The 26,091-nt window shown below is 73.6% G+C and carries 25 protein-coding genes; 8 read left to right on the forward strand and 17 right to left on the reverse strand.

The genetic code is table 11. The annotated features are described in order from the left end of the window. From recA to ONA70_RS19300, 4 genes are all read right to left on the reverse strand, one after another. Nucleotides 1-630: recombinase RecA (recA, locus tag ONA70_RS19285; RefSeq protein WP_265007843.1), on the reverse strand; the 630-nt coding region annotated here is incomplete at its 3' end. A 185-nt stretch (nt 631-815) separates the two neighbouring features. Next, entirely contained in the window at nt 816-1,016 is a 201-nt protein-coding gene (locus ONA70_RS19290) for a DUF3046 domain-containing protein (protein ID WP_265007844.1), read from the reverse strand. A 5-nt stretch (nt 1,017-1,021) separates the two neighbouring features. Further along, nucleotides 1,022-2,356, reverse strand: a complete 1,335-nt coding sequence (locus ONA70_RS19295) for an MFS transporter (protein WP_265007845.1) — start codon at nt 2,354-2,356, stop codon at nt 1,022-1,024. A 68-nt stretch (nt 2,357-2,424) separates the two neighbouring features. After that, nucleotides 2,425-3,567, reverse strand: coding sequence for an acyl-CoA dehydrogenase family protein (locus ONA70_RS19300; protein WP_265007846.1), 1,143 nt, complete (start codon nt 3,565-3,567; stop codon nt 2,425-2,427). A gap of 155 nt (nt 3,568-3,722) precedes the next feature. Between ONA70_RS19300 and ONA70_RS19305 the strand changes: the two genes are divergently transcribed. The 5 genes from ONA70_RS19305 to ONA70_RS19325 are packed head-to-tail and all read left to right on the forward strand — an operon-like array spanning nt 3,723 to nt 8,471. Next, complete coding sequence (locus ONA70_RS19305; RefSeq protein WP_265007847.1) at nt 3,723-4,859, forward strand: ABC transporter ATP-binding protein; 1,137 nt, start codon at nt 3,723-3,725, stop codon at nt 4,857-4,859. Then, nucleotides 4,846-6,045, forward strand: coding sequence for an ABC transporter substrate-binding protein (locus tag ONA70_RS19310; protein ID WP_265007848.1), 1,200 nt, complete (start codon nt 4,846-4,848; stop codon nt 6,043-6,045). The genes ONA70_RS19305 and ONA70_RS19310 overlap by 14 nt, the downstream gene beginning before the upstream one ends. 1 nt (nt 6,046) lies before the next feature. After that, nucleotides 6,047-6,961, forward strand: a complete 915-nt coding sequence (locus tag ONA70_RS19315; protein ID WP_265007849.1) for an ABC transporter permease — start codon at nt 6,047-6,049, stop codon at nt 6,959-6,961. After that, complete coding sequence (locus ONA70_RS19320) at nt 6,958-7,770, forward strand: ABC transporter permease (RefSeq protein WP_265007850.1); 813 nt, start codon at nt 6,958-6,960, stop codon at nt 7,768-7,770. The genes ONA70_RS19315 and ONA70_RS19320 overlap by 4 nt, the downstream gene beginning before the upstream one ends. A gap of 47 nt (nt 7,771-7,817) precedes the next feature. Beyond that, nucleotides 7,818-8,471 (forward strand): 4a-hydroxytetrahydrobiopterin dehydratase, encoded by a 654-nt coding sequence (locus tag ONA70_RS19325; protein ID WP_265007851.1) that lies wholly within the window; start codon nt 7,818-7,820, stop codon nt 8,469-8,471. 61 nt (nt 8,472-8,532) lie between these two features. Here ONA70_RS19325 and ONA70_RS19330 read toward each other — a convergent pair whose 3' ends face one another. The 3 genes from ONA70_RS19330 to ONA70_RS19340 are packed head-to-tail and all read right to left on the reverse strand — an operon-like array spanning nt 8,533 to nt 10,792. Continuing rightward, nucleotides 8,533-9,231, reverse strand: coding sequence for a UdgX family uracil-DNA binding protein (locus ONA70_RS19330; protein ID WP_265007852.1), 699 nt, complete (start codon nt 9,229-9,231; stop codon nt 8,533-8,535). Between the two features lie 44 nt (nt 9,232-9,275). Next, nucleotides 9,276-9,398: a hypothetical protein gene (locus ONA70_RS19335; protein WP_265007853.1), complete on the reverse strand. Its 123-nt coding sequence runs from the start codon at nt 9,396-9,398 to the stop codon at nt 9,276-9,278. Nucleotides 9,399-9,454: 56 nt separating this feature from the next. Next, nucleotides 9,455-10,792 (reverse strand): aminotransferase class I/II-fold pyridoxal phosphate-dependent enzyme, encoded by a 1,338-nt coding sequence (locus tag ONA70_RS19340; protein WP_265007854.1) that lies wholly within the window; start codon nt 10,790-10,792, stop codon nt 9,455-9,457. A gap of 39 nt (nt 10,793-10,831) precedes the next feature. On the opposite strand from ONA70_RS19340, the gene ONA70_RS19345 reads away from it, so the two are divergent. Beyond that, a complete protein-coding gene (locus tag ONA70_RS19345) occupies nt 10,832-12,079 on the forward strand; it encodes a bifunctional pyridoxamine 5'-phosphate oxidase family protein/GNAT family N-acetyltransferase (protein WP_265007855.1) in 1,248 nt (415 codons plus the stop codon). Next, a complete protein-coding gene (leuE, locus tag ONA70_RS19350) occupies nt 12,076-12,744 on the forward strand; it encodes a leucine efflux protein LeuE (protein WP_265007856.1) in 669 nt (222 codons plus the stop codon). The genes ONA70_RS19345 and leuE overlap by 4 nt, the downstream gene beginning before the upstream one ends. 73 nt (nt 12,745-12,817) lie before the next feature. On the opposite strand, the gene ONA70_RS19355 is transcribed toward leuE, so the two are convergent. The 10 genes from ONA70_RS19355 to ONA70_RS19400 form a co-directional block, all read right to left on the reverse strand. Next, a complete protein-coding gene (locus ONA70_RS19355; protein ID WP_265007857.1) occupies nt 12,818-13,741 on the reverse strand; it encodes a sporulation protein in 924 nt (307 codons plus the stop codon). Between the two features lie 187 nt (nt 13,742-13,928). Then, nucleotides 13,929-14,993 carry a hemolysin family protein gene (locus tag ONA70_RS19360; protein WP_265007858.1) on the reverse strand — a complete coding sequence of 355 codons (1,065 nt, stop codon included), beginning with the start codon at nt 14,991-14,993 and terminating at the stop codon, nt 13,929-13,931. Then, on the reverse strand, nt 14,990-16,345 hold the full coding sequence (locus ONA70_RS19365) for a hemolysin family protein (protein WP_265007859.1): 1,356 nt from the start codon (nt 16,343-16,345) through the stop codon (nt 14,990-14,992). The genes ONA70_RS19360 and ONA70_RS19365 overlap by 4 nt, the downstream gene beginning before the upstream one ends. Nucleotides 16,346-16,508: 163 nt before the next feature. Further along, nucleotides 16,509-16,838: a monovalent cation/H(+) antiporter subunit G gene (mnhG, locus tag ONA70_RS19370; RefSeq protein ID WP_265007860.1), complete on the reverse strand. Its 330-nt coding sequence runs from the start codon at nt 16,836-16,838 to the stop codon at nt 16,509-16,511. After that, nucleotides 16,838-17,101: a monovalent cation/H+ antiporter complex subunit F gene (locus tag ONA70_RS19375; protein ID WP_265007861.1), complete on the reverse strand. Its 264-nt coding sequence runs from the start codon at nt 17,099-17,101 to the stop codon at nt 16,838-16,840. Before ONA70_RS19375 ends, mnhG begins: the two co-directional genes overlap by 1 nt. Next, nucleotides 17,098-17,757, reverse strand: a complete 660-nt coding sequence (locus ONA70_RS19380) for a Na+/H+ antiporter subunit E (protein ID WP_265007862.1) — start codon at nt 17,755-17,757, stop codon at nt 17,098-17,100. Before ONA70_RS19380 ends, ONA70_RS19375 begins: the two co-directional genes overlap by 4 nt. Beyond that, nucleotides 17,754-19,262 carry a Na+/H+ antiporter subunit D gene (locus ONA70_RS19385; protein ID WP_265007867.1) on the reverse strand — a complete coding sequence of 503 codons (1,509 nt, stop codon included), beginning with the start codon at nt 19,260-19,262 and terminating at the stop codon, nt 17,754-17,756. Before ONA70_RS19385 ends, ONA70_RS19380 begins: the two co-directional genes overlap by 4 nt. A gap of 112 nt (nt 19,263-19,374) precedes the next feature. Further along, nucleotides 19,375-19,857, reverse strand: coding sequence for a Na(+)/H(+) antiporter subunit C (locus ONA70_RS19390; RefSeq protein ID WP_265007863.1), 483 nt, complete (start codon nt 19,855-19,857; stop codon nt 19,375-19,377). After that, a complete protein-coding gene (locus ONA70_RS19395; RefSeq protein ID WP_265007864.1) occupies nt 19,854-22,688 on the reverse strand; it encodes a Na+/H+ antiporter subunit A in 2,835 nt (944 codons plus the stop codon). The genes ONA70_RS19390 and ONA70_RS19395 overlap by 4 nt, the downstream gene beginning before the upstream one ends. Nucleotides 22,689-22,887: 199 nt before the next feature. Further along, nucleotides 22,888-23,253 carry a hypothetical protein gene (locus ONA70_RS19400; RefSeq protein WP_265007865.1) on the reverse strand — a complete coding sequence of 122 codons (366 nt, stop codon included), beginning with the start codon at nt 23,251-23,253 and terminating at the stop codon, nt 22,888-22,890. 171 nt (nt 23,254-23,424) lie between these two features. Here ONA70_RS19400 and ONA70_RS19405 point away from each other — a divergent pair. Beyond that, on the forward strand, nt 23,425-26,091 hold a 2,667-nt coding region (locus ONA70_RS19405; RefSeq protein ID WP_265007866.1), incomplete at its 3' end, for a DEAD/DEAH box helicase.

Genomic DNA, 26,091 nt, shown 5'->3' on the forward strand with positions numbered 1-26,091 from the left:
GGTGGTCTCCGGGCTGCCGAACATCACGCCGATCTTTTCGCGGAGCTGGTTGATGAAGATCGCGGTGGTGCCGGTGTTGTTGAGCACACCGGTGATCTTGCGGAGCGCCTGGCTCATCAGCCGGGCCTGGAGACCCACGTGGCTGTCGCCCATCTCACCCTCGATCTCGGCGCGCGGCACCAAGGCGGCGACCGAGTCGATGACGATGATGTCGAGCGCGCCGGAGCGGACCAGCATGTCGGCGATCTCCAGCGCCTGCTCGCCGGTGTCCGGCTGGGAGACCAGCAGGGCGTCGGTGTCGACGCCGAGGGCCTTCGCGTACTCCGGGTCGAGCGCGTGCTCGGCGTCGATGAAGGCGGCGATGCCGCCGGCCCGCTGGGCGTTGGCCACGGCGTGCAGGGCCACGGTGGTCTTACCGCTGGACTCCGGGCCGTAGATCTCGATGACCCGGCCGCGGGGCAGACCGCCCACGCCGAGCGCCACGTCGAGCGCGATGGAACTGGTCGGGATGACGGCGGTCTGCACGACCGGCCGCTCCCCCAGCCGCATCACCGAACCCTTGCCGAACTGCTTGTCGATCTGAGCGAGAGCAAGGTCGAGCGCCTTCTCCCGGTCCGGCCCTGCCGCCATCGTTGCCACCCCTGCCTTCGCCGGCGTCTTACCTGAGCTTCGCGTCACGCGGGACACGCTAGGCGCTGGGTCCGACAGAAAACCAGCCGACGGGCCGCGAGCTGTGGACGAGCACCCCGCTGTGGACAATAGCCGAACAGGTGTACGACTCGACAAGCGACACGCCGAACCCGGGAAGAGGCTGCTCAGCGTAGCCGCGCGGGCACCCGGTCGGGATAGGCGGCGACCACGGCCCGCCACACCACGTGGGTCTCCTCCCCCGCCGCCAGGGCCTGCTCGATGGTCCGGCCACCGAGCTGGGGCAGCACCTGGTCGCTGGCGATGCTGGCCGCGTAGCCCGGCCCGAACGCCTCCTCCAGCCGTGCCCAGAAGTCGGTCAGTCGCACCGTGATCAGCCCTCCTCGTCCGGCGCGTCGTCCGCCGCACGCCCGAACCCGTCCGGTGCCGTCGACGGCACCGGACGCAACGCTAGCGCCACCAGCGGCACCACCGCGATCGCCGCCAGCAGGGTCAGCGTCGGATAACCCGCCGTCCGCATGACAAACCCGCTGGCCGCCGCCGCGCCGGCCCCGGCCAGGCCCATGGTCAGGTCGGAGAGACCCTGCACGCCCGGCCGGGCGGCGGCCGGCACCGACTCCGACAACAGGGTCGAGCCGGCCACCATGGTCCCCGACCAGCCCAGCCCGAGCAGGGTCAGGCCCACCGAGAGCAGCGGGGTGTGGTGCCCCGCGGTGCCGGCCACCACGCACGCGGCCAGCAGCAGCGCCACCCCGCCGAGGATCACCGGGCGCCGGCCCAGCCGGTCGGCGAGCCAGCCGACCAGCGGGGAGAGCGCGTACATGCCGGCGATGTGCAGGCTCAGCACGATGCCGACCACCCGGAGCACGTCCGCGTCGGAGTGCGACTCGCCGAGGCGTACCGGGGTCATCGACATCACCGCGACCATCACCAGGTGGCCCACCGCCACCGCGGCGATGCCGAGGCGGGCGGCGGGCAGCCCGCGTACCGTGCGCCAGGCCGCCAGCATGCCCGCGCCGCGCCGGGCCGGCGACACCTCCGGCTCGGCCGGGGTGTCGGCCGCCGCCAGCCGGCGCGCGGTGAGCAGCGGGTCCGGCCGGAGCAGGACCGCCAGGACGACGGCGGCGAGGGTGAACGCCGCGGCGCTGAAGGCGAACGGGCCGGCCAGCGAGGGCAGCCCCCAGCCGCTGGTGGTGTGATCGGCGAGCGCGGCGAAGTTCGGCGCGGCCACCGCGCCGATGGTCGTGGCCCAGACGACCAGGGAGAGCTGGCGGGCCCGGCGGGCCGGCTCGGCCAGGTCCACGGCGGTGTAGCGGGCCTGGAGGTTGGCCGCGGTGCCGCCACCGAAGAGCAGCATGCCGAGGAAGAGCAGCGGCACCAGGTGGACCACGGTGGAGACCACCACCAGCACGCCCCCCGCCGCGCCGACCAGGTACGCCGTGACCAGGCCCGGCCGCCGCCCCCGGGCCGCCATGATCCGGGTGACCGGTACGGCGAGCAGCGCCCCGCCGACCACCCCGGCGCTCTGCGCCAGCCCAGCCAGCGCGGTGCCGGCGACCCGGGCGGCGAGCAGCGCCCCGACGGAGATGCCGATGGTGACGCCGACGCCGCCGATGATCTGGGTGAGGAAGAGCAGGCGAACCGTGCGCCGCTGGATCGGGGCGACGTCCGGCCGGGTCGGTGCCGGCGCGATCAGCTCGGTGGACATCAGGGCGCTCCTCGGTAAGGGGTGACCTATCCTTGCGCACCGGACCGGGCCGGCTCCACCCGGTTCCGCTACAGGCCGAGCCCGCGCCCGATGATCTCCTTCATGATCTCGGTGGTGCCGCCGTAGATGGTCTGCACCCGGCCGTCCAGCCAGGCCTTGGCCACCGGGTACTCCAGCATGAAGCCGTAGCCGCCGTGCAGCTGGAGGCAGCGGTCGGCGACCCTGTTCTGCAGCTCGGTGGTCCACCACTTGGCCTTCGCCGCGTCGGTCACCGACAGCCGGCCGGCGTTGAACTCGGCGACGCAGTGGTTGACGAAGGTGCGCGCGATGGTGACCTCGGTGTCCAGCTCGGCCAGGAGGAACCGGTTGTGCTGGAACGCCCCGATCGGCCGGCCGAACGCCGCCCGGGAGCGGGCGTACTCGAGGGTGAGCGCGAGCAGCTTCTCGCAGGCCGCCACGGCGGCGACGGCGATGCTCAGCCGCTCCCGGGGCAGGTTGGCCATGAGGTGGTAGAAGCCGTGGTTCTCGGTGCCGATCAGGTGCTCCGCCGGCACCCGGCAGTCGTCGAAGAACAGCTCGGCGGTGTCGCTGGCCTTCAGGCCCACCTTCGCCAGCCGCCGGCCCCGGGTGAAGCCGGGCGTACCGGTCTCCACCACCACCAGGCTCACCCCGTGCGCGCCCTGGTCCGGCGCGGTCCGCACGACCACCACCACGAGGTCGGCCTGCTCGCCGTTGGTGATGAACGTCTTCTGGCCGTTGAGCACGTACGTGTCACCGTCGCGGACCGCGGCGGTGCGGATCCCGGCCAGGTCGCTGCCGGCGCCCGGCTCGCTCATCGCGATGGCGGTGACCAGGTCGCCCGAGCAGAAGCCCGGTAGCCAGCGCTTGCGCTGGTCCTCGGTGGTCAACTCGGTCAGGTACGGGGCCACCACGTCGTTGTGCAGCCCGAAGCCGAGCCCGGAACAGCCGGCCGCGACGATCTCCTCGACCAGCACCGCGTTGAACCGGAAGTCCCGCTGGCCGCCACCGCCGTACTCCGGGTCGACGTCCATGCCGAGCAGCCCGGCGGCGCCGGCCTTGCGCCACACCTCGCGGTCGACGATCCCGGCGGCCTCCCAGTCCGCGTGGTGCGGCACGGCCTCCCGAGCGAGGAACTCGCGGCACAGGTCGCGGAACTCTTCGTGGACGGGCTCGTAGAGATGCTGCTCCATGGCGACGAGTGTGCCCGCCCGATCCGGGCCTCGGGAAGAGCCGGACAGCCATCGGGGCTTGACGACGCTATCCGTCGCACGCCTATTCTCACGGCACGATTTCAGTGGACCATGGTCCGCTCGCGCAACGTTAACCGTAGGACTGAGGAGCGCCCATGTCAGTCGGGCCCGCAACCCCCGCAGTCACCCTCCGCGGCCTGCGCAAGTCGTTCGGCACGGTGGAGGCGGTGGCCGGCGTCGATCTGGAGATCGCCGACGGCGAGTTCTTCTCGATGCTCGGGCCGTCTGGCTCGGGCAAGACGACCGTGCTCCGCCTGATCGCCGGCTTCGAGCCGCCGACCGCCGGGACCGTCCTGCTCGGCGGGCGCGACGTCACCCGGCTGGCCCCGTTCGAGCGGGACGTCAACACCGTCTTCCAGGACTACGCCCTCTTCCCGCACATGACGGTGCGGCAGAACGTCGAGTACGGCCTGCGGGTGCGGAAGGTGAGCCGCGACGAGCGGCGGGACCGGGCGGCGGAGGCGCTGCGGAGCGTACGGCTCGACGGGCTGGCCGACCGGCGACCGGCCGCGCTCTCCGGCGGGCAGCGGCAGCGGGTGGCCCTGGCCCGCGCCCTGGTGATCCGACCGAAGGTGCTCCTGCTCGACGAGCCGCTCGGCGCGCTGGACCTGAAGCTGCGCGAGCAGATGCAGGTCGAGTTGAAGGCGCTGCAGCGGGAGGTGGGCATCACCTTCGTCTTCGTCACCCATGACCAGGAGGAGGCGCTCACCATGAGCGACCGGGTGGCGGTCTTCGAGCACGGCCGGATCGCCCAGGTGGGCACCCCGGCGGAGGTCTACGAGCGGCCCGCCACCCCCTTCGTGGCCGGTTTCGTCGGCACGTCCAACCTGCTCGGCGGCGACGCCGCCCGGACGGTGCTCGGCCGCGAGGGCACCTTCTCCATCCGCCCGGAGAAGATCCGGCTCGTGGGACCGCCGACGGCTCCAGGTCGCGGCGCGGCGTCAGACGCGCCCGAGCTGGAGTTGTCGAACCCGACCGCCGAGGAGACCTCGGCCGCCGGACGGGTCGCCGAGGTGGTCTACGCCGGCGCCACCACCCGCTTCGTGGTCGATCTCGACGCCGGCGCCCGGCTGGTCGTCATCCAACAGAACCTCACCACCTCCTCGGCCGAGGTGGCGGCGCTGCGCGGCACCCGGGTCCGCCTGACCTGGCGCACCGAGCACGCCGTGGCCGTACCGGTCCCCGCCGTACCGACCCCCCTCGTGAAGGAGAGCGCACATGCGTACCGGTAGAACTGCGACCGCGCTCGCCGCGGTCGGCCTGCTCGCCCTGGCCGGCTGCGGCGACGGCGGCACGAACGCCGGCGGTTCCGGCCCGGGCGGCATCAAGCCGCCCAAGATCGACAAGCTCGCGTCGCTCGGCGCCGGCGAGGGACAGGTCAACATCGTCGCCTGGGCCGGGTACGTCGAGGACGGCTCCACCGACCCCAAGGTGGACTGGGTCACCGACTTCGAGAAGGAGACCGGCTGCCAGGTCAACGTCAAGGTGGCCGGCACCTCCGACGAGATGGTGACCCTGATGAAGACCGGCGAGTACGACGTGGTCTCCGCCTCCGGGGACGCCTCGCTCCGGCTGATCTACGGCGGCGACGTCGCCCCGGTCAACACCGACCTGGTCAGCAACTACAAGGACGTCTTCGACGGGCTCAAGCTCAAGCAGTGGAACTCCGTCGACGGGGTGGCGTACGGCATCCCGCACGGGCGCGGCGCGAACCTGCTGATGTACCGCACCGACGTGGTCAAGCCGGCCCCGACGTCCTGGGGCGCGGTCTTCGACCCGAAGTCGCCGTACCGGGGCAAGATCACCGCGTACGACTCGCCGATCTACCTCGCCGACGCCGCGCTCTACCTCATGAAGCACCAGCCGGAGCTGGGCATCAAGAACCCGTACGCGCTGGACGACAAGCAGTTCGTCGCCGCCGTCGACCTGCTGAAGAAGCAGAACGAGCTGATCGGCGAGTACTGGTCGGACTACACCAAGGAGGTGCAGGCCTTCAAGGCCGGCAACTCGGTGCTCGGCACCACCTGGCAGGTGATCGCCAACCTCGCCAACGCCGACAAGGCCCCGGTCGAGGCGATCCTGCCCGAGGAGGGGGCGACCGGCTGGTCCGACACCTGGATGATCTCCGCGAAGGCGAAACACCCGAACTGCGGGTACCGCTGGATGGACCACATCATCTCGCCGAAGGCCAACGCGGGGGTCGCCGAGTGGTTCGGCGAGGCGCCGGCCAACAGGCTGGCCTGCGCGGAGACCGCCGACAAGAACCACTGCAAGACGTACCACGCCGAGGACGAGGCCTACTTCGAGAAGGTGTGGTTCTGGAGCACCCCGGTGCAGCAGTGCCTGGACGGGCGGACCGACGTGAAGTGCAAGGACTACGCGGCCTGGACCCAGGCCTGGACCACGATCAAGGGCTGAGGTGGCCTCCTCGACGCTCGACCGGCCCGCGGGCGGCGGCAGCGCCGTCCGCGGGCCGGTCCGCCGGCTCTCGGCCTGGCTGCACCGGCACGCCGGGGTACGCCTCGCCGCCCTGCTGGCCGCGCCGCTGTTCTGGCTGGTGGTCGCCTACCTGGGTGCGCTGGCCGTGCTGTTCGTCTCGGCCCTGTGGACCGTGAACGGCTTCACCGGGGAGGTCGTCCGCGAGCCCACGCTGGACAACTTCCGCACCATCGTCACCGACGAGGTGTACCGGACGGTGGCCCTGCGCAGCGTCGGCGTGGCCGCCGCGGTGACCGTGATCGACACGCTGATCGCCCTGCCGATGGCCTTCTACATGGCCAAGGTCGCCAGACCCCGGCACCGGCGCTGGCTGGTGGTCGCCATCCTCACCCCGCTCTGGGCCAGCTACCTGGTCAAGGCGTACGCCTGGCGGGTGCTGCTGGCCAACGGCGGGCCGGTGGACTGGCTGTTCGGCGGGCCGGGCAGCGGCCCCGGGTACGGGCTGGGCGCCACCGTGCTGGTGCTGGCCTACCTCTGGCTGCCGTACATGATCCTGCCGATCTACGCGGGCCTGGAGCGGCTGCCCGACTCGCTGTTGGAGGCGTCGGCGGACCTGGGCGCCCGGGCCGGCCGGACGTTCCGGAAGGTGGTGCTGCCGGTCGTCGTCCCGTCGGTGATCGCCGGCTCGGTCTTCACCTTCTCGCTCTCCCTGGGCGACTACATCACCGTGCAGATCGTGGGCGGCAAGACGCAGCTCATCGGCAACCTCGTCTACGTCAACATCGGCGCGGCGAACAACCTGCCGTTCGCCGCCGCGCTGGCCACCATCCCGGTCCTGATCATGATCGGCTACCTGGTCGCCGTACGGCGGTCCGGGGCTCTGGAGGAGCTGTGACCCTCTCCCGGTCGGCCCGCTGGCTGCTGCGCGGCGCGATGGCGCTCGGCCTGGCCTTCATCTACCTCCCGCTCACCATCGTGCTGCTCAACTCGTTCAACGCCGACCGCACGTTCGCCTGGCCGCCGCCGCGCTGGACCACCGGCTGGTGGGCCCGCGCGTGGGAGAACGCGGGCGCGCGGGAGGCGCTGTGGACGTCGGTCCAGGCCGGGCTGGGGGCCACCGCCATCGCCCTGCTGCTCGGCACGCTGGTCGCCTTCGCCGTGCAGCGGTACCGGTTCTTCGGCCGGCAGGCGGTGTCGCTGCTGGTCGTGCTGCCGATCGCGCTGCCCGGCATCGTCACCGGCATCGCCCTGGACACCGCGTTCCGCTCGGTGCTGGCGCCGCTCGGCATCGGCAAGGGACTCTTCTCGGTGATCGTCGGGCACGCCACGTTCTGCGTGGTGGTCGTCTACAACAACGTGCTGGCCCGGCTGCGCCGGTCCGGCGGCAACCTCCAGGAGGCGTCGGCCGACCTGGGGGCCGACGGCTGGCAGACCTTCCGGTACGTCACGTTCCCGGTGCTGCGCTCGGCGCTGCTGGCCGGTGGGCTGCTGGCGTTCGGGCTCTCCTTCGACGAGATCATCGTCACCACGTTCACCGCCGGTCCGGGCGTGCAGACGCTGCCGATCTGGATCTTCAGCAACCTGTTCCGGCCGAACCAGGCGCCGGTCATCAACGTGGTGGCCGCCGTGCTCATCGTCGCCTCGGTGGTGCCGATCTACCTCGCCCAACGGCTCTCCGACACGGCCAGCGGCGGCCGCCTCTGACCGCCGTCGGTCTGGTCCGTTCCGCCGGGATACGCCAGCATGGCGGGATGACCACGCTGACCGGACAACAGATCGCCGACGAGCGGCTGGACGGCTGGACCTACCTGCTGGGCGCTTTGCAGGCCCGGATTCGGACCCGGAACTTCGCCACCGGGCTGTCGATCGTGGACGCGATCGGTGCGGAGGCCGAGCGGATGGACCACCACCCGGACCTCGACCTGCGCTACGCCCACGTCGACGTCCGGCTCTGGTCGCACGACGCACGCGGGGTCACCCAGCGGGACGTCCGGCTGGCCCGGGCCGTCTCGGCGATCGCCACGGCGGCCGGGCTGAGCCTGGCGTACGCCGGCGTCTCCCGGCTGGAACTCGCGCTGGACACCCCGGACTTCACCGCGGTGCTGCCGTTCTGGCGGGCGGTGCTCGCCACCGAGCACCTGGCGGGACCGGGCTTCGGCGACGAGCTGCGCGACCCGGCGGGCGCGCTGCCCACGGTGTGGTTCCAGGCGTCCGGCCGGGAGGAGCCCCGGCAGCGCTGGCACCCGGACGTGTGGGTGGACCCGGCCGAGGTGCGGCCGCGCATCGACGCCGCCCTGGCGGCCGGCGGGACGCTGGTCAGCGACGCGGCGGCGCCGCACTTCTGGGTGCTCGCCGACCCGGACGGCAACCGGGTCTGCCTCTGCACCTGGCAGGGCCGCGACTGAGCACCTGGCAGTGAGAGGGGAACCCTTCTCTACCGCAGGCGTTAAGAAGGGGCCCCTCCTTTCACCGCAGGGCGCGGGCGGCGACCTTCAGGTCCTTGACCAACCCGTCGAACGCCACGTCCTGGTTGTCGGCGCGCAGCACCGCGGACGGGTGGATGGTGGCCAGCAGCCGGGCCTCGGGGGCGTCGGCCACCTTTCCGTCGCGGTCCACCGGCACCCGGGCGAAGTCCTCCGGATGCTGGGCGGCGGCGGGCCACGGCATCAGTTCACCGCGCTGCTTCGTCACCCGGAAGGCCGGGCCGAGCAACGCCTTGGCGGCGGTGGCGCCCAGCACCACCACGATCTCCGGGCGGAGCCGGGCGAACTCGGCGACCAGCCAGGGCCGGCAGGCGGTGATGTGCACCCGGTCCGGGGTCTGGTGGATCCGCCGCTTGCCGCGCAGTTCGAAGCGGAAGTGCTTCACCGCGTTCGTGATGTAGACCCGGCCCGCGTCGATCCCGGCGTCGTCCACCGCGCGGCGCAGCACCCGGCCGGCCGGCCCGACGAAGGGCAGGCCCTGCTTGTCCTCCATGTCGCCGGGCTGCTCCCCGACGAAGACCACCTGGGCGCTCTCGTCGCCCCGACCGAAGACGGTCTGGGTGGCGTCGCGATAGAGCTCGCAGCCCCGGCAGCCGGTCGCGGCGGCCCGTAGCTGGTCGATGGTGTCCGCCTGCGGCGGGATGAACTCCTGGGCTCCGGGCGCGCTCTCGGTCTCGGCCATGTCGACTTTATATACCGGTTTCGTCAGCGACGCCCGGCCCGGGCTCAGTAGCCACCGCCACCACCGCCGCCGTGCCGCGACGCCAACGCGATCGCGATGATGATCAGAATGATCACCACGATCCCCACGCCGATCCAGACGCCCCAGCGGGACCTGTTCCTAGCCACACTGTCCACCTCCCGGCCGGACTTACCCAGCCGTGGCGGGAGCATGCCGCTTCGGCTCAGGCGGTGAAGCCGGCGGGGGTCGGGCGGAGCGCGCGGGCGACGGCCTCGGCGAGCGGGTGGAGGTCGGCCTCGTCGAGCGAGCTGACCGTGATCCGCACCCCGGGGGCGGCGGCGATCCGGTGCGGCGCGCCGGGGGCGACCGACCAGCCGGCGTCGCGCAGGGCGGTGACGGCCACGGTCTCGTCCGGCACGGGGACCCAGACGTTGATCCCGGTGCGGCCGTGCGCGGTCACGCCGCGCGCCGCGAGGGCGTCGACCAGACCGTCCCGGCGGCGCTCGTAGCTCTGCCCCGCCCGGTGCACCAGGTCGGCGGTGGCCGGGTCGCGCCAGAGGGCCAGGACCAGGCGTTGCAGCACGGTGGAGACCCAGCCGGCGCCGACCTGGGCGCGACCGGCCACCCGGGCCACCGTGGCCTCGTCGCCGGCCAGCACGGCGAGCCGCAGGTCCGGGCCGTAGGGCTTGCTCACCGAGCGGACGAAGGCCCACGTCGGGGTCGCCCCGGCGAGCGGGTGCAGGGGTACGCGGGCCACCTCGGCGGCGTGGTCGTCCTCGATCAGCAGCAGGTCGGCGCGGCCGGCGAGCAGCGTACGCAGGGCCTCGGCGCGCCCGGCGGAGACGGCGGCACCGGTCGGGTTCTGGGCCCGGCTGGTGACGACCAGGGCGCGTGCCCCGGCGGCGAGGGCGGCCCGGACGCCCGGCTCGGTGGGGCCCTCCTCGTCGACGGGCACCCCGATCACGCGCAGCCCGAGCGCGGCGACCAGGTCGAGCAGGTTGGCCCAGCCCGGGTCCTCCACGGCGACCGCGTCGCCGGGGCGCAGGTGGGCGGCGAGCAGCCGCTCGATGCCGTCCAGGGCACCCCCGGTCACGGTGATCTCCTCGGCCGGTACGCCGTCGGCGGCGAGCCGGTCACGGGCGGCCACGGCCAGTTCGGGCCGGACGGCGTCGGCGGCGTACCCGCCGGGGGGTCCGATCTCGGCGGCGAGCGCGGCCAGGTGCGGGCCGAGCGGCGGCAGCAGCCGGTTGTCCGGCTGGCCGGCGGAGACGTCGCGGGCGCCGGGCAACGGTGGTGGCAGCAGCGCGGACCGGCGGGTGGCCACCGGCGGGCGGGGCCGGACCCGGGTGCCGTGCCGGCCGGCGGTGGCGACCAGGCCGCGCTGCCGCAACTCCTGGTACGCCTTCGCCACGGTGGCCGGGCTGACGGCCAGCTCGGCGGCGAGGGCGCGGACGGCGGGCAGGGGGTCGCCTGGGGCGAGCGCGCCGGCGCGGATGCCGCTTTCCACACTCGCCGAAATGGCGGCCGACGACGAGCCGACGATCTGATAATGTGCTGCCACAGTTCGGAGATTGTACTAGAACAAAGGTGGGACTGCCCCATGTACCCCCGGACCGAACGGACCACCGCCACCCGCATGCGGGACCGGATGAGCTACGACGAAGCCGTCGCGCACGCCGTCCTGGACGAGGCGTACCACTGCACGGTGGGGTTCACCGTGGACGGTGAGCCGCGACTGCTGCCCACGCTGCACGTTCGCGTCGGCAACACCCTCTACCTGCACGGCTCCACCGGCAGCCGGCCGCTGCTCGCCGCCCGGGACGAGGCCGGGCTGCCGGTCTGCGTCGCGGTGACCCTGCTCGACGGACTGGTCTACGCCCGTTCCCAGTTCAACCACAGCGCCAACTACCGGTCGGTGGTCGCCCACGGCACCGCCCGTCTGGTGACAGACGAGCAGGAGAAGCGCGACGTGCTCACCGCCCTGGTGGAGAAGGTCGCCGCCGGGCGCAGCACGGACAGCCGGCCGCCGAGCCGACGGGAGCTGGCCGAGACCGCGGTGCTGGCGCTGCCGCTGCGGGAGGTGTCCGTCCGCGCCCGCGCGAGCGGGGCCAACGACGACCCGGCGGATCTCGACCTGCCGTACTGGGCCGGCGTGCTGCCGCTGCGCCTCACCCCCGGGGCCCCCGAACCGGCCGACGGGGTGACCGCGCCGGTGCCGGCGTACCTGCGGCCTGCCCGCTCGCCCTGGCTGGACCCGGTGGCGCTGCGCGGCGAGCACGTGGTGCTGGAACCGCTCGACCTGTCCCACGCCGAGGAGCTGTACGCCGCCCTCGACGACGAGGAGGTCTGGCGGTACGTCGGCAGCCCGCGCCCCGGCGGCGCCGACGAGATGGCCGGGTACGTGCGCGCCGCGCTGGACGCCCACCACCGCGGCGTCCGAACGCCCTGGGTGCAGCGGTGCGCGGTGACCGGGGCGGTGGTCGGCACCACGTCCTACTACCAGCCCGACCCGGAGCTGCGCACGGTGGAGATCGGCTACACCCAGCTGGGCCGGCCCTGGTGGCGGACCGGGATCAACACCGAGGCGAAGCTGCTGCTGCTCACCCGCGCCTTCGAGGAACTGGACGCGATCCGGGTGACCTGGCAGACCAGCACGCTCAACGAGCGGTCGCAGCGGGCCATCGAGCGGCTCGGCGCCACCCGGGAGGGGACCCTGCGGTCCAACCGGCGGCGCGCCGACGGCACCTGGCGGCAGTCCGCGCTCTACTCGATGCTCGCCGAGGAGTGGCCGAGCGCACATGCCACGCTGCGGGAAAGGCTTCGCCCCGCGGTACCGGCGGCGTCATGATGACCGGCGTGCTGGGCATCACCGACATCTGGACGTACGTGCTGGGGACCGTGGCGATCGTGCTGCTCCCCGGGCCGAACTCGCTCTTCGTGCTCTCCACCGCCGCCAAACGCGGGGTACGGACCGGCTACCGGGCCGCCGGCGGGGTGTTCGTCGGCGACTCGGTGCTGATGTTCCTCTCCGCCGCCGGGGTCGCGTCGCTGCTCAAGGCGTACCCGCCGATCTTCCTGGTGATCAAGTACGCCGGTGCCGCGTACCTCGGTTATGTGGGGTTGACCATGCTGCGCGGCGCCTGGCGACGCTGGCGCGACCGCAACGACCCGGCCACGCCGCGCCTGATCGACGCGGCGGAGCCGGCGGCGCTGCGCAGCCCGTTCCGCAAGGCACTGGTGATCAGCCTGCTCAACCCGAAGGCGATCCTCTTCTTCATCTCGTTCTTCATCCAGTTCGTCGACCCCGGGTACGCCTGGCCGGCGCTGTCGTTCGTGCTGCTCGGGCTGATCGCCCAGGTGACCAGCGCGCTCTACCTCACCACGCTGATCTTCGCGGGCACCTTCCTGGCCGCCCAGTTCCACCGCCGCCGGCGGCTGGCCGCGAGCGGCACCACCGCCGTGGCCGTGCTCTTCCTCGGCTTCAGCCTGAAACTCGCCACCGCCTCGGTGTAAGGAGGGGGCCCCTGTTGACGCCTGCGGTAGAGCAGGGGCCCCTTCTCAACGCCTCTCGGCGGCGGCGGTGGAGTCAGATGCCGCCGCCGTTCCCGCTCCCGATGCCGGCGCCGCCGGCGGTGCCGCCCAGGCCGTAGCCGGGGGCGACCGGTTCGTCGGGGCGACGGCTGACGTGGGCGGACTCATTGATCGTGGCGGACCAGTCGGAATGGGCGGCCGCGGCGGCGTGCCGGTTGATGGCGTGCCGCAGCCAGCCGTCCACGGTGGCGACCCAGTCCCGCCGCTCGTTCCCGCCGTGCCAGACCCGGAACCGGCTGATGCTCTGGTGGGTGACTCCGGCCAGCGCGAGCCGGCGGTCCGCCCAGAGCAGGACTTCCAGCCCGGCCGCGTTGGTCACGAAGATCACCTCCAGCTCGGTGATCGGGCCGGCGTAGAGCGGGGCCACCCAGTAACCCAGCCGCTCGTGGAACGGCAGCGTCTGCTCCACCCCGGGCAGCCGGCCGTACTGCAGGCCCGCCTGCCGCATCACGAAGCCGAGGCTGTCCAGGGCCGCCAGCACATGCTGCTGGGTCGGCACCGGATGGACGAAGACCGGCACCATCGCCCCCTGGTCCAGGTACGGATCCACCGACACCTCGGTACGCAATCCGGTACGCAGGCTCATCAACGGCACCCCGCCGAAGATGGTCACCGGCGTCTCCCAGGGCAGCGGGTACGCGAACTCGACCGCCCGCCGCCGTCCCGCCGGCACCACGAACCGGCCGGCGATCGGCACCTCGTGATACTGCATCAGCCGGCGGGGCGACTCCGGGTCCTCCGGCTCGACCTGGGCGACCAACCCGAGCCGGACGTGCCGGACCGCGACGTCCTCGCCCCCGGCGGCGATGGTCACCCGGCCGGGCAGACGCAGCCCCGGGCGGGTGCTCGGGTTGGGCAGCGTGGTGCTCACCGAGAGCCCGGTCCACACCGACTCCGACGACACCCCGGTCAGCCGCATCCCGCGCTCCTTCCGCCAGCTCGCTCGCATTCCCGCTCCCCGCCCGACCACTCCTCGCGAGTCGCCCGCTCCCGCTGAAGCGGGCGCGGCGGCCGCGGGGTTCCGGGTGCGCCGCCGTGGGCCGGAGACGGGCCGGCCACCGGGTCACGGGGACCCGGCGGCCGGACAGAGGGACTGGATGGGGGCGTCAGCGCAGCCGGCGGCCCCGGGGCACCGGGTCGGTCTCGTCGTCGAACTCGCCGATGACCTCCTCGAGCAGGTCCTCCAGCGCGACGAAGCCGATCGGCCGGGTCGGGCCGCCGCCGTTGCGGACCAGCGCCAGCTGGGCCTGCTGGCCGCGCATCGCCGCGACCGCCTCGGTGACCGTGGCCGCCCCGGGCAGGGTGAACGCCGGGGTCATCAGCTCGCCGGCGGTCGCCGGCCGGCCGGTGGTGACCGCGCGGACCGCCTCGCGGACGTGGACCAGACCGCAGACCTCGCCGCCGGCGTCCACCACGGCCAGCCGGGACCGGCCGCTGTCCCGCGAGACGTGCTCGATCCGGTCGGCGGTGTCCTCCCGCCGGACCGTGACGATCCGGTCGAACGGCTCCATCACCTGCGCCACCGTGGTGCCCTGCAGCTCCAGCATGCTGGTCAGCAGCTGGTGCTGCTCGACGCCGAGCAGCCCGTGCTCGCGGGACTGCTCCAGCAGGATGCGCAGCTCGTCCGGGCCGTGCACCTGGGCGAGCTGGTCCTGCTGGCGTACGCCGACCAGCCGCAGGACCGCGTTGGCCAGCCAGTTGAGCGCGGTGAGCACCGGGTGGGCGACCCGGGCGAAGGCCCGGAACGGCAGCGCCAGCAGCATCGCCGAGCGCTCCGCGTCGGTGATCGCCCACGACTTCGGGGCCATCTCGCCGACCACCAGGTGCAGGAAGGTCACCAGCGCCAGGGCGAACAGCAGCCCGACCACATGGCTGGCCGCGGTCGGCAGCCCGACGGCGTGCAGCAACGGGCTGAGCAGGTGCTCGATGGCCGGCTCGGCGAGGGCACCGAGGCCCAGGGTGCACAGCGTGATGCCGAGCTGCGCGCCGGCCAGCATCAGGCTCAGCTCGCGGACGCCGTCCAGCGCCGCGCGGGCCGCCCGGCCGCCGCCGGCCGCCTGCTGTTCCAGGCGGTACCGCTTGGCCGCGACGAGGGCGAACTCGGCGGCCACGAAGAAGCCGTTGAGCGCCAGCAGCACGACGGAGAAGAAGAGCGCGAACCCGGGGCTCATGCCGCCTCCTCCCCGCGCTCGGTGGCGGTCGTGCGCAGCCGGACCGAGTCGGCCACATGCCGGTCCACGGCCAACACCTCGACCAGGGCGCGCGGCTCGACGTCTGGTTCCTCTCCGTCGACGGCCAGGGCGATCTCCAGCCGGTCGCCCACCTCGGGCACCCGGCCCAGCTCCCGCATGACCAACCCGGAGATGGTGTCGTACTCGGGCGCCTCGGGCAGCGCGATGCCGGTGCTGTCGGCGACCTCGTCGATCCGCCAGCGGGCCGGCACCACCCAGGAGCCGTCCTCCTGCCGGGCCGGGGCCCGCTCCGGCGGGTCGTCCTCGTCCCGGATCGGGCCGACCAGCTCCTCGGCGATGTCCTCCAGGGTGATCACGCCGGCGAAGCCGCCGTACTCGTCGACCACGCAGGCGAGCTGCCGGTGGCCGACCCGGAGCCGGTCCAGCACCGTCGGCAGCGGCAGCGTCTCGGGCACCAGCAGCGGGGGTACGGCCACCGCCGCCACCCGGGTGGTGGCGCGCTCGGCCGGCGGCACGCTGAGCACGTCGGCGATGCCGACGACGCCGACCAGGTCGTCGACGCCCTCGGCGCCCCGGACGGGGAACCGGGAGTGGCCGGTGTCGAGCAGCTCGACGACCCGGCTCACCGGCTCGTCGACCCGTACGGTGTGCACGTCGACCCGGGGGACCATGGCCTCCCCGGCGGTCAGCTCGCGGAAGTCGAGGCCCCGGTCGAGCAGGTCCGACATAGCGGCGTCGAGGTGCCCCTCCTCCCGGGACTCGGCGATGATCTGTTCCAGGTCCGCCGGGGTGGCGCCGCTCGGCAGCTCCTCGATCGGCTCGATGCCGATCCGGCGGAGCAGCCGGACGGCGGCCCGGTCGAAGAGGGTGATCACCGGGCCGGCGATCTTCAGGTAGATCAGGGTGGACCGGGCCAGCGCCCGGGCCAGCGGCTCGGCACGCGCGATGGCCAGGTTCTTCGGGGCCAGCTCGCCGAGGACCATCTGCACCACGGTGGCGATGATCAGGGCGAGCGCCACCGACAGCGGCAGCGCCACGGCGGCGGAGACCCCGACGACGCCGAGCAGGTCGGCCAGCCCGGCGCCCAGGTACGGCTCGGCTGCGTAACCGACCAGCAGGGCGGTCACGGTGATGCCGAGCTGAGCGCCGGAGAGCATGAACGACAGCCGCCCGGTCACCTCCAGGGCGCGGGCGGCGGCCTGGTCGCCACCGTCGGCGAGCTGCTTGAGCTTGCCTCGGTCCACGGCGACGTAGCCGAACTCCTGCGCCACGAAGTAACCGGTGGCGGCGGTGAGAACGATGATGAGGACGAGTCCGACGACGATCAACACGGGAGGTTCAGGGCTCCCGGGGCCGTCGGGGCGAGGGGTTGCCGGGCACGACCCGGCTGGCTACTGCTGCCCTCCTGGGCAGAGGAGTCGATCATGCTGACCATTTTATCGGCGTCGGCTGGGCGTTCGCTGAGGGTACCCGGAACCCTCCGTGCCGTCCGGTTCACCGCCCGGCGAGCTCGTCGGTGTCCAGCAGGTCCCGGTCGACCCGCCCGGACCGGTAGGCGGCCCGCCCGATCATCTGCGCGGCGACCGGGGCGGTGGCCAGCTGGAAGACCGCGACCAGCACGATCATCCCCAGGTCCGACGGCGTACGCAGGCGCAGCGCCAGCCCGAGCAGGAGCAGCAGCACGCCGAGCACCTGCGGCTTGGTGGCGGCGTGCATCCGGTCCAGCACGTCCGGGAAGCGCAGCACGCCGATCCCGGCGGCCAGGCTGAGCAGCGCCCCGGCCAGCAGGCAGGCCCCGCCCAGCCAGTCGGCGATCGCGCCCATCACGCCTCCTCGCGGACGGCGAAGCGGACCAGCGACACCGAGCCGACGAAGCCCAGCAGGGAGAGCACCACCAGCACGGGCACCGTGGTGGCATGCCGGTTGACGGCCGCCTCGGCGCCGACCGCGCCGAGCATGGTGGAGAGCAGCAGGTCGGCGGCGACGACCCGGTCCAGCAGCGACGGCCCCCGGTAGATCCGGGCCAGGGCGAGCAGCGCGGTGACCGAGAGCAGCCCGGTCAGCGCGACGGCGAGGAGCGTGGTCACGATGGGGACCTCCTGTCGACGGGTTCGGTGCGCAGCCGGCGTATCTCGTCGGGGGAACCGACGGCGCGGACGATGCGCCGCTCCACGGCGAGGATCCGCTTCCGGCTGCTGGTCAGGTCCTCCGGGCCGCGTACGTCGAGCACGTGCACGTAGAGGACGCCCTGGTCGCGGTCCACTTCGACGATCAGGGTGCCGGGGACCAGGGAGATCACCTCGGCGGTGAGCGCGAGGTTGAGGTCGGTGCGGACCCGCAGCGGGACCGCGATGATCGCGCCGCGCGGCCGGCAGCCGGGGCGGACGGCGACGGCGGCGACGTGCACGCTGGCGCTGACCAGCTCCCCGACGAAGGTGACGGCGAGGGTCAGCAGCGCGCCGGGGCGGAGCCGGCCGCCGAAGGTGACCGGCGGGAGGGGGAAGAAGAGCAGCACGGCCGTGCCGACGACGAGCCCGCCGAGCAGGTTCGCCCAGGACAGGCCGCCCCAGAGCAGGATCCAGACGGCCACCAGCCAGCCGAGCGCGACGGCCTGGTCCCGGCGACGCCCGCCCCGGCCGACCGCGGGCTGAGGCAGGCCGTCGCCGGCCGCCGCGGGGCGGCCGGCCGGTACCCGGGGACCGTCGTCGCGGACCGGGCGGTCCGCCGGCAGGTCATCGGTCATCGCCGCTCCGGCGGCAGGACGGCCCGCACGTACGGGGTGCGCTGACGCAGGTCGGTGGCGGCGTCCACGGTGACCCGGAAGAGCGGCCCGGCGGCCAGGGTCAGCGCCACGCCGAGCGCCACCAGGGCGGCGGTGGCCCCGACCATCAGCGCCGGCAGCCGCACGATCGGGCCGGGGGTGGCCAGCCGGGGCGCCCGCCAGAACGCGATGTTCCACACCCGGGAGGCGGCGTAGAGGGTGAGCAGGCTGGTCAGCGCCCCGGCGGCGACCAGTACGACGGGCAGCGCGCCGCCGGCCGCCACGCCGGCCTGGAGCAGGCCGAGCTTGCCGAGGAAGCCGGAGAACGGCGGGATGCCGGCCAGGTTCATCGCCGGGACGAAGAAGAGCACGGCGAGCAGCGGGGCGATCCGGGCCAGCCCGCCCAGCCGGCGCAGGTCGGTGCTGCCGGCCCGCTCCTCGACCAGCCCGGCGACCAGGAAGAGGGTGGTCTGGATGGTGATGTGGTGCACCACATAGAAGATCGCCCCGGAGAGGCCGGCGACGCTGCTCAGCGCCACCCCGAAGATCATGTAGCCGATGTGGCTGACCAGGGTGAAGGAGAACAGCCGCTTCATGTCGGACTGGGCGACCGCGCCGAGGATGCCGACCATCATGGTCAGCCCGGCCACCACCATGAGCAGGCCGGAGACCTGGCCGCCGGGGAAGAGCAGCGTCTCGGTGCGGATGATCGCGTACACGCCGACCTTGGTGAGCAGGCCGGCGAAGACCGCGGTGACCGGGGCCGGTGCGGTCGGGTAGCTGTCCGGCAGCCAGGCGGAGACCGGGAAGACCGCCGCCTTGATGCCGAAGGCGAGCAGCAGCATCAGCTGCAACATCAGGCGGACGCCGTCGGGCAGGGCGTCCAGCCGGCCGGCGAGCTGGGCCAGGTTGAGGGTGCCGGTGGCCGCGTACACCAGGCCCACCGCGGCCAGGAAGATCATCGAGGAGAGGACGCTCACCACCACGTACGTGGAGCCGGTGCGGATCCGTGCCTCGGTGCCGCCGAGGGTGATCAGCACGAAGCTCGCGGCCAGCAGGATCTCGAAGCCGACGAAGAGGTTGAACAGGTCCCCGGCGAGGAAGGCGTTGGTCACGCCGGCGGTGAGCACCAGGTAGGTGGGGTGATAGATGCTCACCGGGGCGCTCTCGGTGGTCTCCCCCCGGCCCTGCCCGATCGAGTAGAGCAGCACGCACAGGGTGACCGCGGCGGACACCACCAGCATCAGCGCGGCCAACTGGTCGGCGACCAGCACGATGCCGACCGGCGGGGGCCAGCCACCGACATGGACCACCACCGGCCCGTGCCGGTACGCCTCGACCAGCAGCGCCACGGCGACCGCCAGCGTGGTGGCGAGGCCGACCACGCTGACCGACCGCTGCAACCCGGGGCGGTTGGCCAGGATCAGGGTGAGCGCGGCGCCGAGCAACGGCAGCACCACCGGCAGCGGCACCAGCGCCGGGACCATGATCACCGTGCCGTCTCCGTTCGCGACTGCGGGGCTCGCAAGGCCGGCTCATGCGCGCATTCCGGCTCGGCCGCGTCCCACGCGAGCCGACCCGGAACGCGCGTCCTCGCGCTCACCGTTGCTCCCCGTGGCGGCGCAGGCGGCGCAGCGCGGGGCCCGGGTCCACCTGCTCCGGGTCGTTGTTCGGCCCCTCCCCGCCGAGGTCCGCGGGGGCCACCTCGTTGCGTTCGGCGCGCCGGACGATCTGCCGGTCCTCCAGGTCGTCCTGCACCTCGTCGTCGCCGCTGAGGTACCAGCTCCGGTAGGCGACCGCGAGCAGGAACGCGGTCAGCCCGAAGGTGATCACCACGGCGGTCAGCACCATGGCCTGCGGCAGGGCGTCGCTCATCTGCCCGGCCGGTGCGGTGCCGACCAGCGGCGCGGCCCCGGACCGGCCGCCGAGCAGGATCAGCAGGTTCACCCCGTTGCCGAGCAGGATGACGCCGAGCAGGATCCGGGTCAGGCTCCGCTCCAGCAGCAGCGTGACGCCGGTGGCGACGAGCACCCCGACGGCGATCACCAGGACCAGGGTGGGCTCCGCGGCACCCCGCGTCATGGCGTGTCCCCGTGCCGCTCCACGACCAGCCCCCGGGCCGGTTCGCCGGCCGCCTCCACGTGCCGGTCCACCTCGGCGCCGAGGCTGCGCAGGATGTCCAGCACCAGTCCGACCACGATCAGGTAGACGCCGATGTCGAAGAAGAGCGAGGTGACCAGGTGGAAGTGGCCGACCAGCGGCAGCCAGAGGGGCACCTTGACGCTCTGCAGCACGTCGCCGGTGAGCAGCAGGCCGAGCACGCCGCCGCCGACCGAGACGGCCAGCCCGGCGCCGAGCACCGTACCGGCCCCGACGGGGGCGGCCTCGGCCAGTTCGTACCGGCCACCGGCCAGGTAGCGGACGGCCAGCGCCAGGCTGGCGACCAGCCCGCCGGAGAAGCCGCCGCCGGGGGCGTTGTGCCCGGAGAAGAGCAGGAACAGCGAGAAGAGCAGCACGGTGTGGAAGATCAGCCGGGTGACCACCTCGAAGACGATCGAGCGGCGGCGGGCGTGCAGGGTGGCGCCGCCGCGCAGCCACACCGTCCGCCGCTCCCGGTCGGGTGCGGCGGGGCGGGGGCGGCGCGGCCGGGGCCCGGTGCGGGACCGCTCGAAGATCAGGCTGGCCACCCCGGTCGCGGCCACCACCAGCACCGAGATCTCCCCCATGGTGTCCCAGGCCCGGATGTCCACCAGGGTCACGTTGACCACGTTGCGGCCGTAGCCCTGGGCGACGGCGAGGTCGGGGAAGGCCGACGAGATCGACGGGAACCGCCGGGCGCCCGACGCGGCCACGGCGAGGCCGGCCATCACCAGCCCGACCGCCACGCCGATGCCCTGGCGTACCCACCGGCTGCGGCGCAGCGGACGGGCCGAGAAGCGCTCCGGCAGCCGGCGCAGCACCAGCACGAAGACCGCGATGGTGGCGGTCTCCACCAGGAACTGGGTGAGCGCCAGGTCGGGCGCGCCGTAGAGGACGAACATCATCGCGGTGCCGTAGCCGGTGACCCCGACCAGCAGCATCGCGGTGAGCCGCCGCCGGACGCTGACGGCGAACACCGCGGCCACCGCGATCACCACGCCGACCACCGGCTGCACGGGGTTGTCCCAGAGCGCGATCTCGGTGCGCCACGGCCGGGTGAGCAGCAGGGCCGAGCCGGGCACCAGCACCAGGACGAGCAGGATGGTGCCCAGGTACTGGGGCAGGGAGCCCCGCTGGATCGCGCCGGTGACCTCGATGGCGAACCGGTCGAACCGGCGGGTCGCCCACTCGTACCCCTGGTTGCCACCGACCGGGAAGCGCAGCCGGGCCAGCGCCCGAGCGAGCGGGCCGCGGACCAGGTGCAGCAGCACGCCGCCGACGACGGCGACGGCGGAGAGGCCCAGCGCCGCGGTCGGCCCGTGCCAGAGCGCCAGGTGCTCCTCGACCGGGCCGAACAGCTCGGCGTACGGGCCGAGGAGGCCACCGAGCGGGCCGGCGGTGAGCCCGGCGGCGAGCCCGGCCACCGCGAGCAGGCCGGCGGGTACGAGCATGGCCGCCGGAGGCCGCTCCATCTCGGTGTCGGCCGTGCCGGGCCGGGCGGCGAAGGCCCCCCAGAAGAACCGGATGCTGTACGCGACGGTGAGCGCGGTGCCCGCCACCAGGATGGCGAGCACCAGCGGCCGCCCGGTGAACGCGGCGAGGACCGCCTCCTTGGCGACGAAGCCGAGCAGTGGCGGCAGCCCGGCCATCGAGGCGGCGGCCAACGCGGCGATCCCGGCGAGCACCGGCGCGCGGCGTCCCAACCCGGACAGCTCACGCAAATCCCGGCCGCCGGTGCCGTGGTCGAGGATGCCCACGACGAGGAAGAGCGCCGCCTTGAACAGCGCGTGCGCCAGCAGCATTGCCGTGCCGGCGAGCGCCGCCTGCGGGGTGCCCGCGCCGAGCACCACGACGAGCAGGCCCAGTTGGCTGACCGTGCCGTACGCGAGCAGCAGTTTCAGGTCGGTCTGCCGCAACGCCGCCCAGCCCCCGACGACCAGGGTGACCAGCCCGGCGACCACGGTGACCGCCCGCCACGGCCCGGCCGGGGCGAGCGCCGGGCCGAGCAGTCCGATGAGGAAGACGCCGGCCTTCACCATCGCCGCCGCGTGCAGGTACGCGCTGACCGGGGTGGGAGCGGCCATCGCCACCGGCAGCCAGGAGGTGAACGGGAACACCGCGGACTTGGCGAGGGCCCCGGCGAGGACGAGCAGCACGGCCGTGACGAGGTACCCGCCGCCGGGCAGCGGCGCCGCAGTGATCAGGGACCACCGGTAGCCGCCCGCGTGGTGGCCGAGCAGCAGGAAGCCGACCAGCATGGCCAGCCCGCCCAGGGTGGTGACGGTCAGCGCCTGGGCGGCCGCCAGGCGGCTGGACCGCCGTTCGGTGCTGTGCCCGATCAGCAGGTAGGAGAAGACGGTGGTCAGTTCCCAGAAGACGTAGAGCAGCAGCAGGTCGTCGGAGACCACCAGGCCGAGCATCGCGCCGGCGAAGGCGACCATGACGGCCGCGAACCGGGCCAGCCCCGCCGAGCCGGCGTGGAAATAGCGGGCGGAGTAGACCAGCACCAGCGCGCCGACCCCGCCGACGAGCAGCATCATCAGCCAGGACAGGGTGGTGATCCGCAGCGCGACGTCGAGCTGGAGCGGGGCGATCCACGGGTACGTTTCGACCACCGCGCCGCCGTGGCGGACCGCGCTGGTGTGCGCGAGCGCCCAGCCGAACCCGGCGGCCGGGGCGAGCGCGAGCGGGTAGCAGGCGCGCGGACCCCACCGGCGGACCAGCAACGGCGCGAGCAGGGCCGCGACCAGGTGCAGGATCAGCAGGACGAGCACGCACACTCCACGGTCGAGGTGGCAGCGCGCGCCGGCACGCTGCGGCCACGACCGATCAGACGTCACATCGGCGCCGCCCCGGGCGCTTTTCCGGAAACCCGCCCCGACCCGGTCGATCGGAGGAGGTCGCGTCGGGCGCTGCCCGGATGCCGGCGCGGGCTCCCCGCGCACCGCCGCGCGGCGAGTGGGGGTGCGGTGGTCAGCGGTGGTCGGGGTTGGGGAGGGCGGGGCGCTCGCGGCGGGTCTCCACCAGCAGGTCGGGGCGGCCGAGCTGGCGGACGACCTTGTTGACCACCCGCTGCGCGGCGGCGAGGGAGCGCACCGGGAGCAGCTTGCCCCGGCTCTCCCGGCGGAGCACGAAGTAGTGCACCGCGGCCCGGACCAGCCCGCGGTCGGCGGCGCTGGAGTGCGCGGTCGCGACGACCAGCTCGCGCAGGCAGCGGGCCAGTTCCTCGGCCAACTCCAGCTCGGGGCCGTGCAGGCCGGTGCGGAGCACGGCGAGATGGCCGTCGACCTTACGGATGAGGACGTCGGTCCCGGGCCCGGAGCGCTCCTCGACGATCATCCATGCCCTCCACCCGACGCCGCGATGCGAGTGAAGTTACTTTATGTTGCGCGGCACTAGCAAGCAGTTAAGTAAGACTTAACGCTAGTAACGCCTCAACCGGCGCGTAAGACAACCGACCCGGACAGAACAGCGTCCGCCGCGCCGTGAATGTCACATCGGCGAGGCAGGATGGGAGGCGTGGCGAACGAGGTGACCGGCGGGGACGCGGCCGTGTTGGCGGATTTCGGCCCGGCGACCCGGGAGTGGTTCGGTGCCGCCTTCGCCGCCCCCACCGCGGCCCAGGCCGGGGCCTGGCGGTCGGTCTCCGCCGGGCGCAACGCCCTGGTCGTCGCCCCGACCGGCTCCGGCAAGACCCTGGCCGCGTTCCTCTGGTCGCTGGACCGGCTGGCCAAGGAGCCGCCGCCGGCCGAGGCCCGGCAGCGTTGCCGGGTGCTCTACGTCAGCCCGCTCAAGGCGCTCGCCGTCGATGTCGAGCGCAACCTGCGCGCGCCGCTCACCGGCATCCGACAGGCCGCCACCCGGCTCGGCCTCACCCCGCCCGACATCACCGTCGGCATGCGGACCGGCGACACCCCGACCGACGAGCGGCGGGCCTTCGCGCGTACCCCGCCGGACATCCTGATCACCACGCCGGAGTCGCTCTTCCTGCTGCTCACCTCCGCCGCCCGGGACTCGCTGCGCGGGGTACGCACGGTGATCGTCGACGAGGTACACGCGGTCGCCGGCACCAAGCGCGGCGCCCACCTGGCCCTCTCCCTGGAACGCCTCGACGCGCTGTTGCCGGCGCCGGCCCAGCGGATCGGGCTGTCCGCCACCGTCCGGCCGATCGACGTCTGCGCCCGGTTCCTCGGCGGCGCCCACCCCGTCGACGTGGTGCAGCCGGCCAGCAGCAAAACCATCGAGGTCAGCGTCCAGGTGCCGGTGGAGGACATGACCCGCCTCGACGAGCAGGAGCCACCGGAGGACGACCTCGGCGGCATCGGCCCGCGCCGGGCGTCCATCTGGCCGGCCGTGGAGGAGCGAGTCTTCTCGCTGATCCGGTCGCACCGGTCGACCATCGTCTTCACCAACTCGCGGCGCAGCGCGGAACGGCTCTGCGCCCGCCTCAACGAGTTGGCCGCCGAGGAACTGGAAACGGCATCGGCGGCCGACGGCGGCGGCACCGCGCAGGGCGGCGGGCCGATGCGCGCGCCGCGCCAGCCGGCGGAGGTGATGGCGCAGTCCGGGGCGGCGGCCGGCGCGCCGCCGGTGATCGCCCGGGCCCACCACGGCAGCGTCTCCCGCGAGGAACGCAAGCACATCGAGGAATCGCTGAAGTCCGGGCAGCTGCCCGCCGTGGTCGCCACCTCCAGCCTGGAGCTCGGCATCGACATGGGCGCGGTCGACCTGGTGGTGCAGATCGAGGCCCCGCCGAGCGTCGCCGCCGGGCTGCAGCGCGTCGGCCGGGCCGGGCACCAGGTCGGCGCGGTCTCCCGGGGCGTGGTCTTCCCGAAGCACCGGGGCGACCTGCTTTCCTGCACCGTGGTCGCGGAGCGGATGGCCGACGGCGCCATCGAGGAGCTGCACTACCCGCGCAACCCTCTCGACGTGCTGGCCCAGCAGATCGTCGCGATGGTGGCCCTGGAGCCGTGGCGGCTCGGCGACCTCGCGGTACTGGTCCGCCGGGCCGCCCCCTTCGCCGAACTGCCCGACTCGGCGCTGCACGCGGTGCTCGACATGCTCTCCGGGCGCTACCCGTCGACCGCCTTCGCCGAGCTGCGACCCCGCCTGGTCTGGGACCGGGCCACCGACGTGCTCACCGGCCGGCCCGGCGCGCAGCGGCTCGCGGTGACCAGCGGCGGCACCATCCCCGATCGCGGGCTGTTCGGCGTGTTCCTGGCCGGCGCCGAGCGGGCGGCCCGGGTCGGCGAGCTGGACGAGGAGATGGTCTACGAGTCCCGGGTGGGCGACGTGTTCCTGCTCGGCTCGTCGTCCTGGCGGATCGAGGAGATCACCCCCGACCGGGTGCTGGTCTCCCCCGCCCCCGGCCAGGCCGCCCGGATGCCGTTCTGGAAGGGCGACCAGCTCGGCCGGCCGGTCGAGCTGGGCCGGGCGATCGGCGCCCGGGTCCGGGGGTTGCTGCGCCTTGCCGACGCCGACGCGGTCGCCGCGCTGCGGGCGGGCGGGCTGGACGACTGGGCCGCCGGCAACCTGATGGCCTACCTGCGCGAGCAGAAGGCCGCCACCCGCTCTTTGCCGGACGACCGGACCGTCGTGGTCGAGCGGTTCCGCGACGAGCTGGGCGACTGGCGACTGGCCGTGCACTCGGTGCTCGGCGCCCGGGTGAACGGCCCGTGGGCCCTGGCCATCGGCCGCCGCCTCGCCGAGCGGTACGGCGTGGACGCCCAGGTCATGCCCTCCGACGACGGCATCGTGGTGCGGCTGCCGGACACCGCCGACGAGCCGCCCGGCGCCGACGTGGTGGTCTTCGAGCCCGACGAGATCGCCCAGCTCGTCGAGGAGTCCGTCGGCACCTCCGCGCTCTTCGCGTCCCGGTTCCGCGAGTGCGCCGCCCGGTCCCTGCTGCTGCCCCGGCGCGACCCGCGCCGCCGGCAGCCGCTCTGGCAGCAGCGTCAGCGCGCCGCCCAACTGCTCGACGTGGCCCGCGAGTACGCCGACTTTCCGGTCACCCTGGAGGCCGCGCGGGAGTGCCTGCAGGACGTCTTCGACCAGCCGGCCCTCGCCGAGCTGATGCGCGACCTGGCGGCCCGCAGGATCCGGCTGGTCGAGGTGGAGTCCGAACGCCCGTCGCCGTTCGCCCGCTCGCTGCTCTTCGGGTACGTCGGCGCGTTCCTC

It is taken from the genome of Micromonospora yasonensis (assembly GCF_026013475.1).
GTDB classification, from domain to species: Bacteria; Actinomycetota; Actinomycetes; order Mycobacteriales; family Micromonosporaceae; genus Micromonospora; species Micromonospora yasonensis.

Excerpts from the sequence above, each read along its gene's own strand:
- ONA70_RS19360 (WP_265007858.1), bottom strand. The coding sequence starts at position 14,993 with ATGAGCCCCGGGTTCGCGCTCTTCTTCTCCGTCGTGCTGCTGGCGCTC.
- ONA70_RS19400 (WP_265007865.1), bottom strand. The coding sequence starts at position 23,253 with ATGATCGTCGAGGAGCGCTCCGGGCCCGGGACCGACGTCCTCATCCGT.
- ONA70_RS19390 (WP_265007863.1), bottom strand. The coding sequence starts at position 19,857 with ATGACGCGGGGTGCCGCGGAGCCCACCCTGGTCCTGGTGATCGCCGTC.
- ONA70_RS19355 (WP_265007857.1), bottom strand. The coding sequence starts at position 13,741 with ATGCGGCTGACCGGGGTGTCGTCGGAGTCGGTGTGGACCGGGCTCTCG.
- ONA70_RS19305 (WP_265007847.1), top strand. The coding sequence starts at position 3,723 with ATGTCAGTCGGGCCCGCAACCCCCGCAGTCACCCTCCGCGGCCTGCGC.
- ONA70_RS19330 (WP_265007852.1), bottom strand. The coding sequence starts at position 9,231 with ATGGCCGAGACCGAGAGCGCGCCCGGAGCCCAGGAGTTCATCCCGCCG.
- ONA70_RS19325 (WP_265007851.1), top strand. The coding sequence starts at position 7,818 with ATGACCACGCTGACCGGACAACAGATCGCCGACGAGCGGCTGGACGGC.
- ONA70_RS19345 (WP_265007855.1), top strand. The coding sequence starts at position 10,832 with ATGTACCCCCGGACCGAACGGACCACCGCCACCCGCATGCGGGACCGG.
- mnhG (WP_265007860.1), bottom strand. The coding sequence starts at position 16,838 with ATGGGCGCGATCGCCGACTGGCTGGGCGGGGCCTGCCTGCTGGCCGGG.
- leuE (WP_265007856.1), top strand. The coding sequence starts at position 12,076 with ATGATGACCGGCGTGCTGGGCATCACCGACATCTGGACGTACGTGCTG.
- ONA70_RS19310 (WP_265007848.1), top strand. The coding sequence starts at position 4,846 with ATGCGTACCGGTAGAACTGCGACCGCGCTCGCCGCGGTCGGCCTGCTC.
- ONA70_RS19385 (WP_265007867.1), bottom strand. The coding sequence starts at position 19,262 with ATGGTCCCGGCGCTGGTGCCGCTGCCGGTGGTGCTGCCGTTGCTCGGC.
- ONA70_RS19380 (WP_265007862.1), bottom strand. The coding sequence starts at position 17,757 with ATGACCGATGACCTGCCGGCGGACCGCCCGGTCCGCGACGACGGTCCC.
- ONA70_RS19295 (WP_265007845.1), bottom strand. The coding sequence starts at position 2,356 with ATGTCCACCGAGCTGATCGCGCCGGCACCGACCCGGCCGGACGTCGCC.
- ONA70_RS19300 (WP_265007846.1), bottom strand. The coding sequence starts at position 3,567 with ATGGAGCAGCATCTCTACGAGCCCGTCCACGAAGAGTTCCGCGACCTG.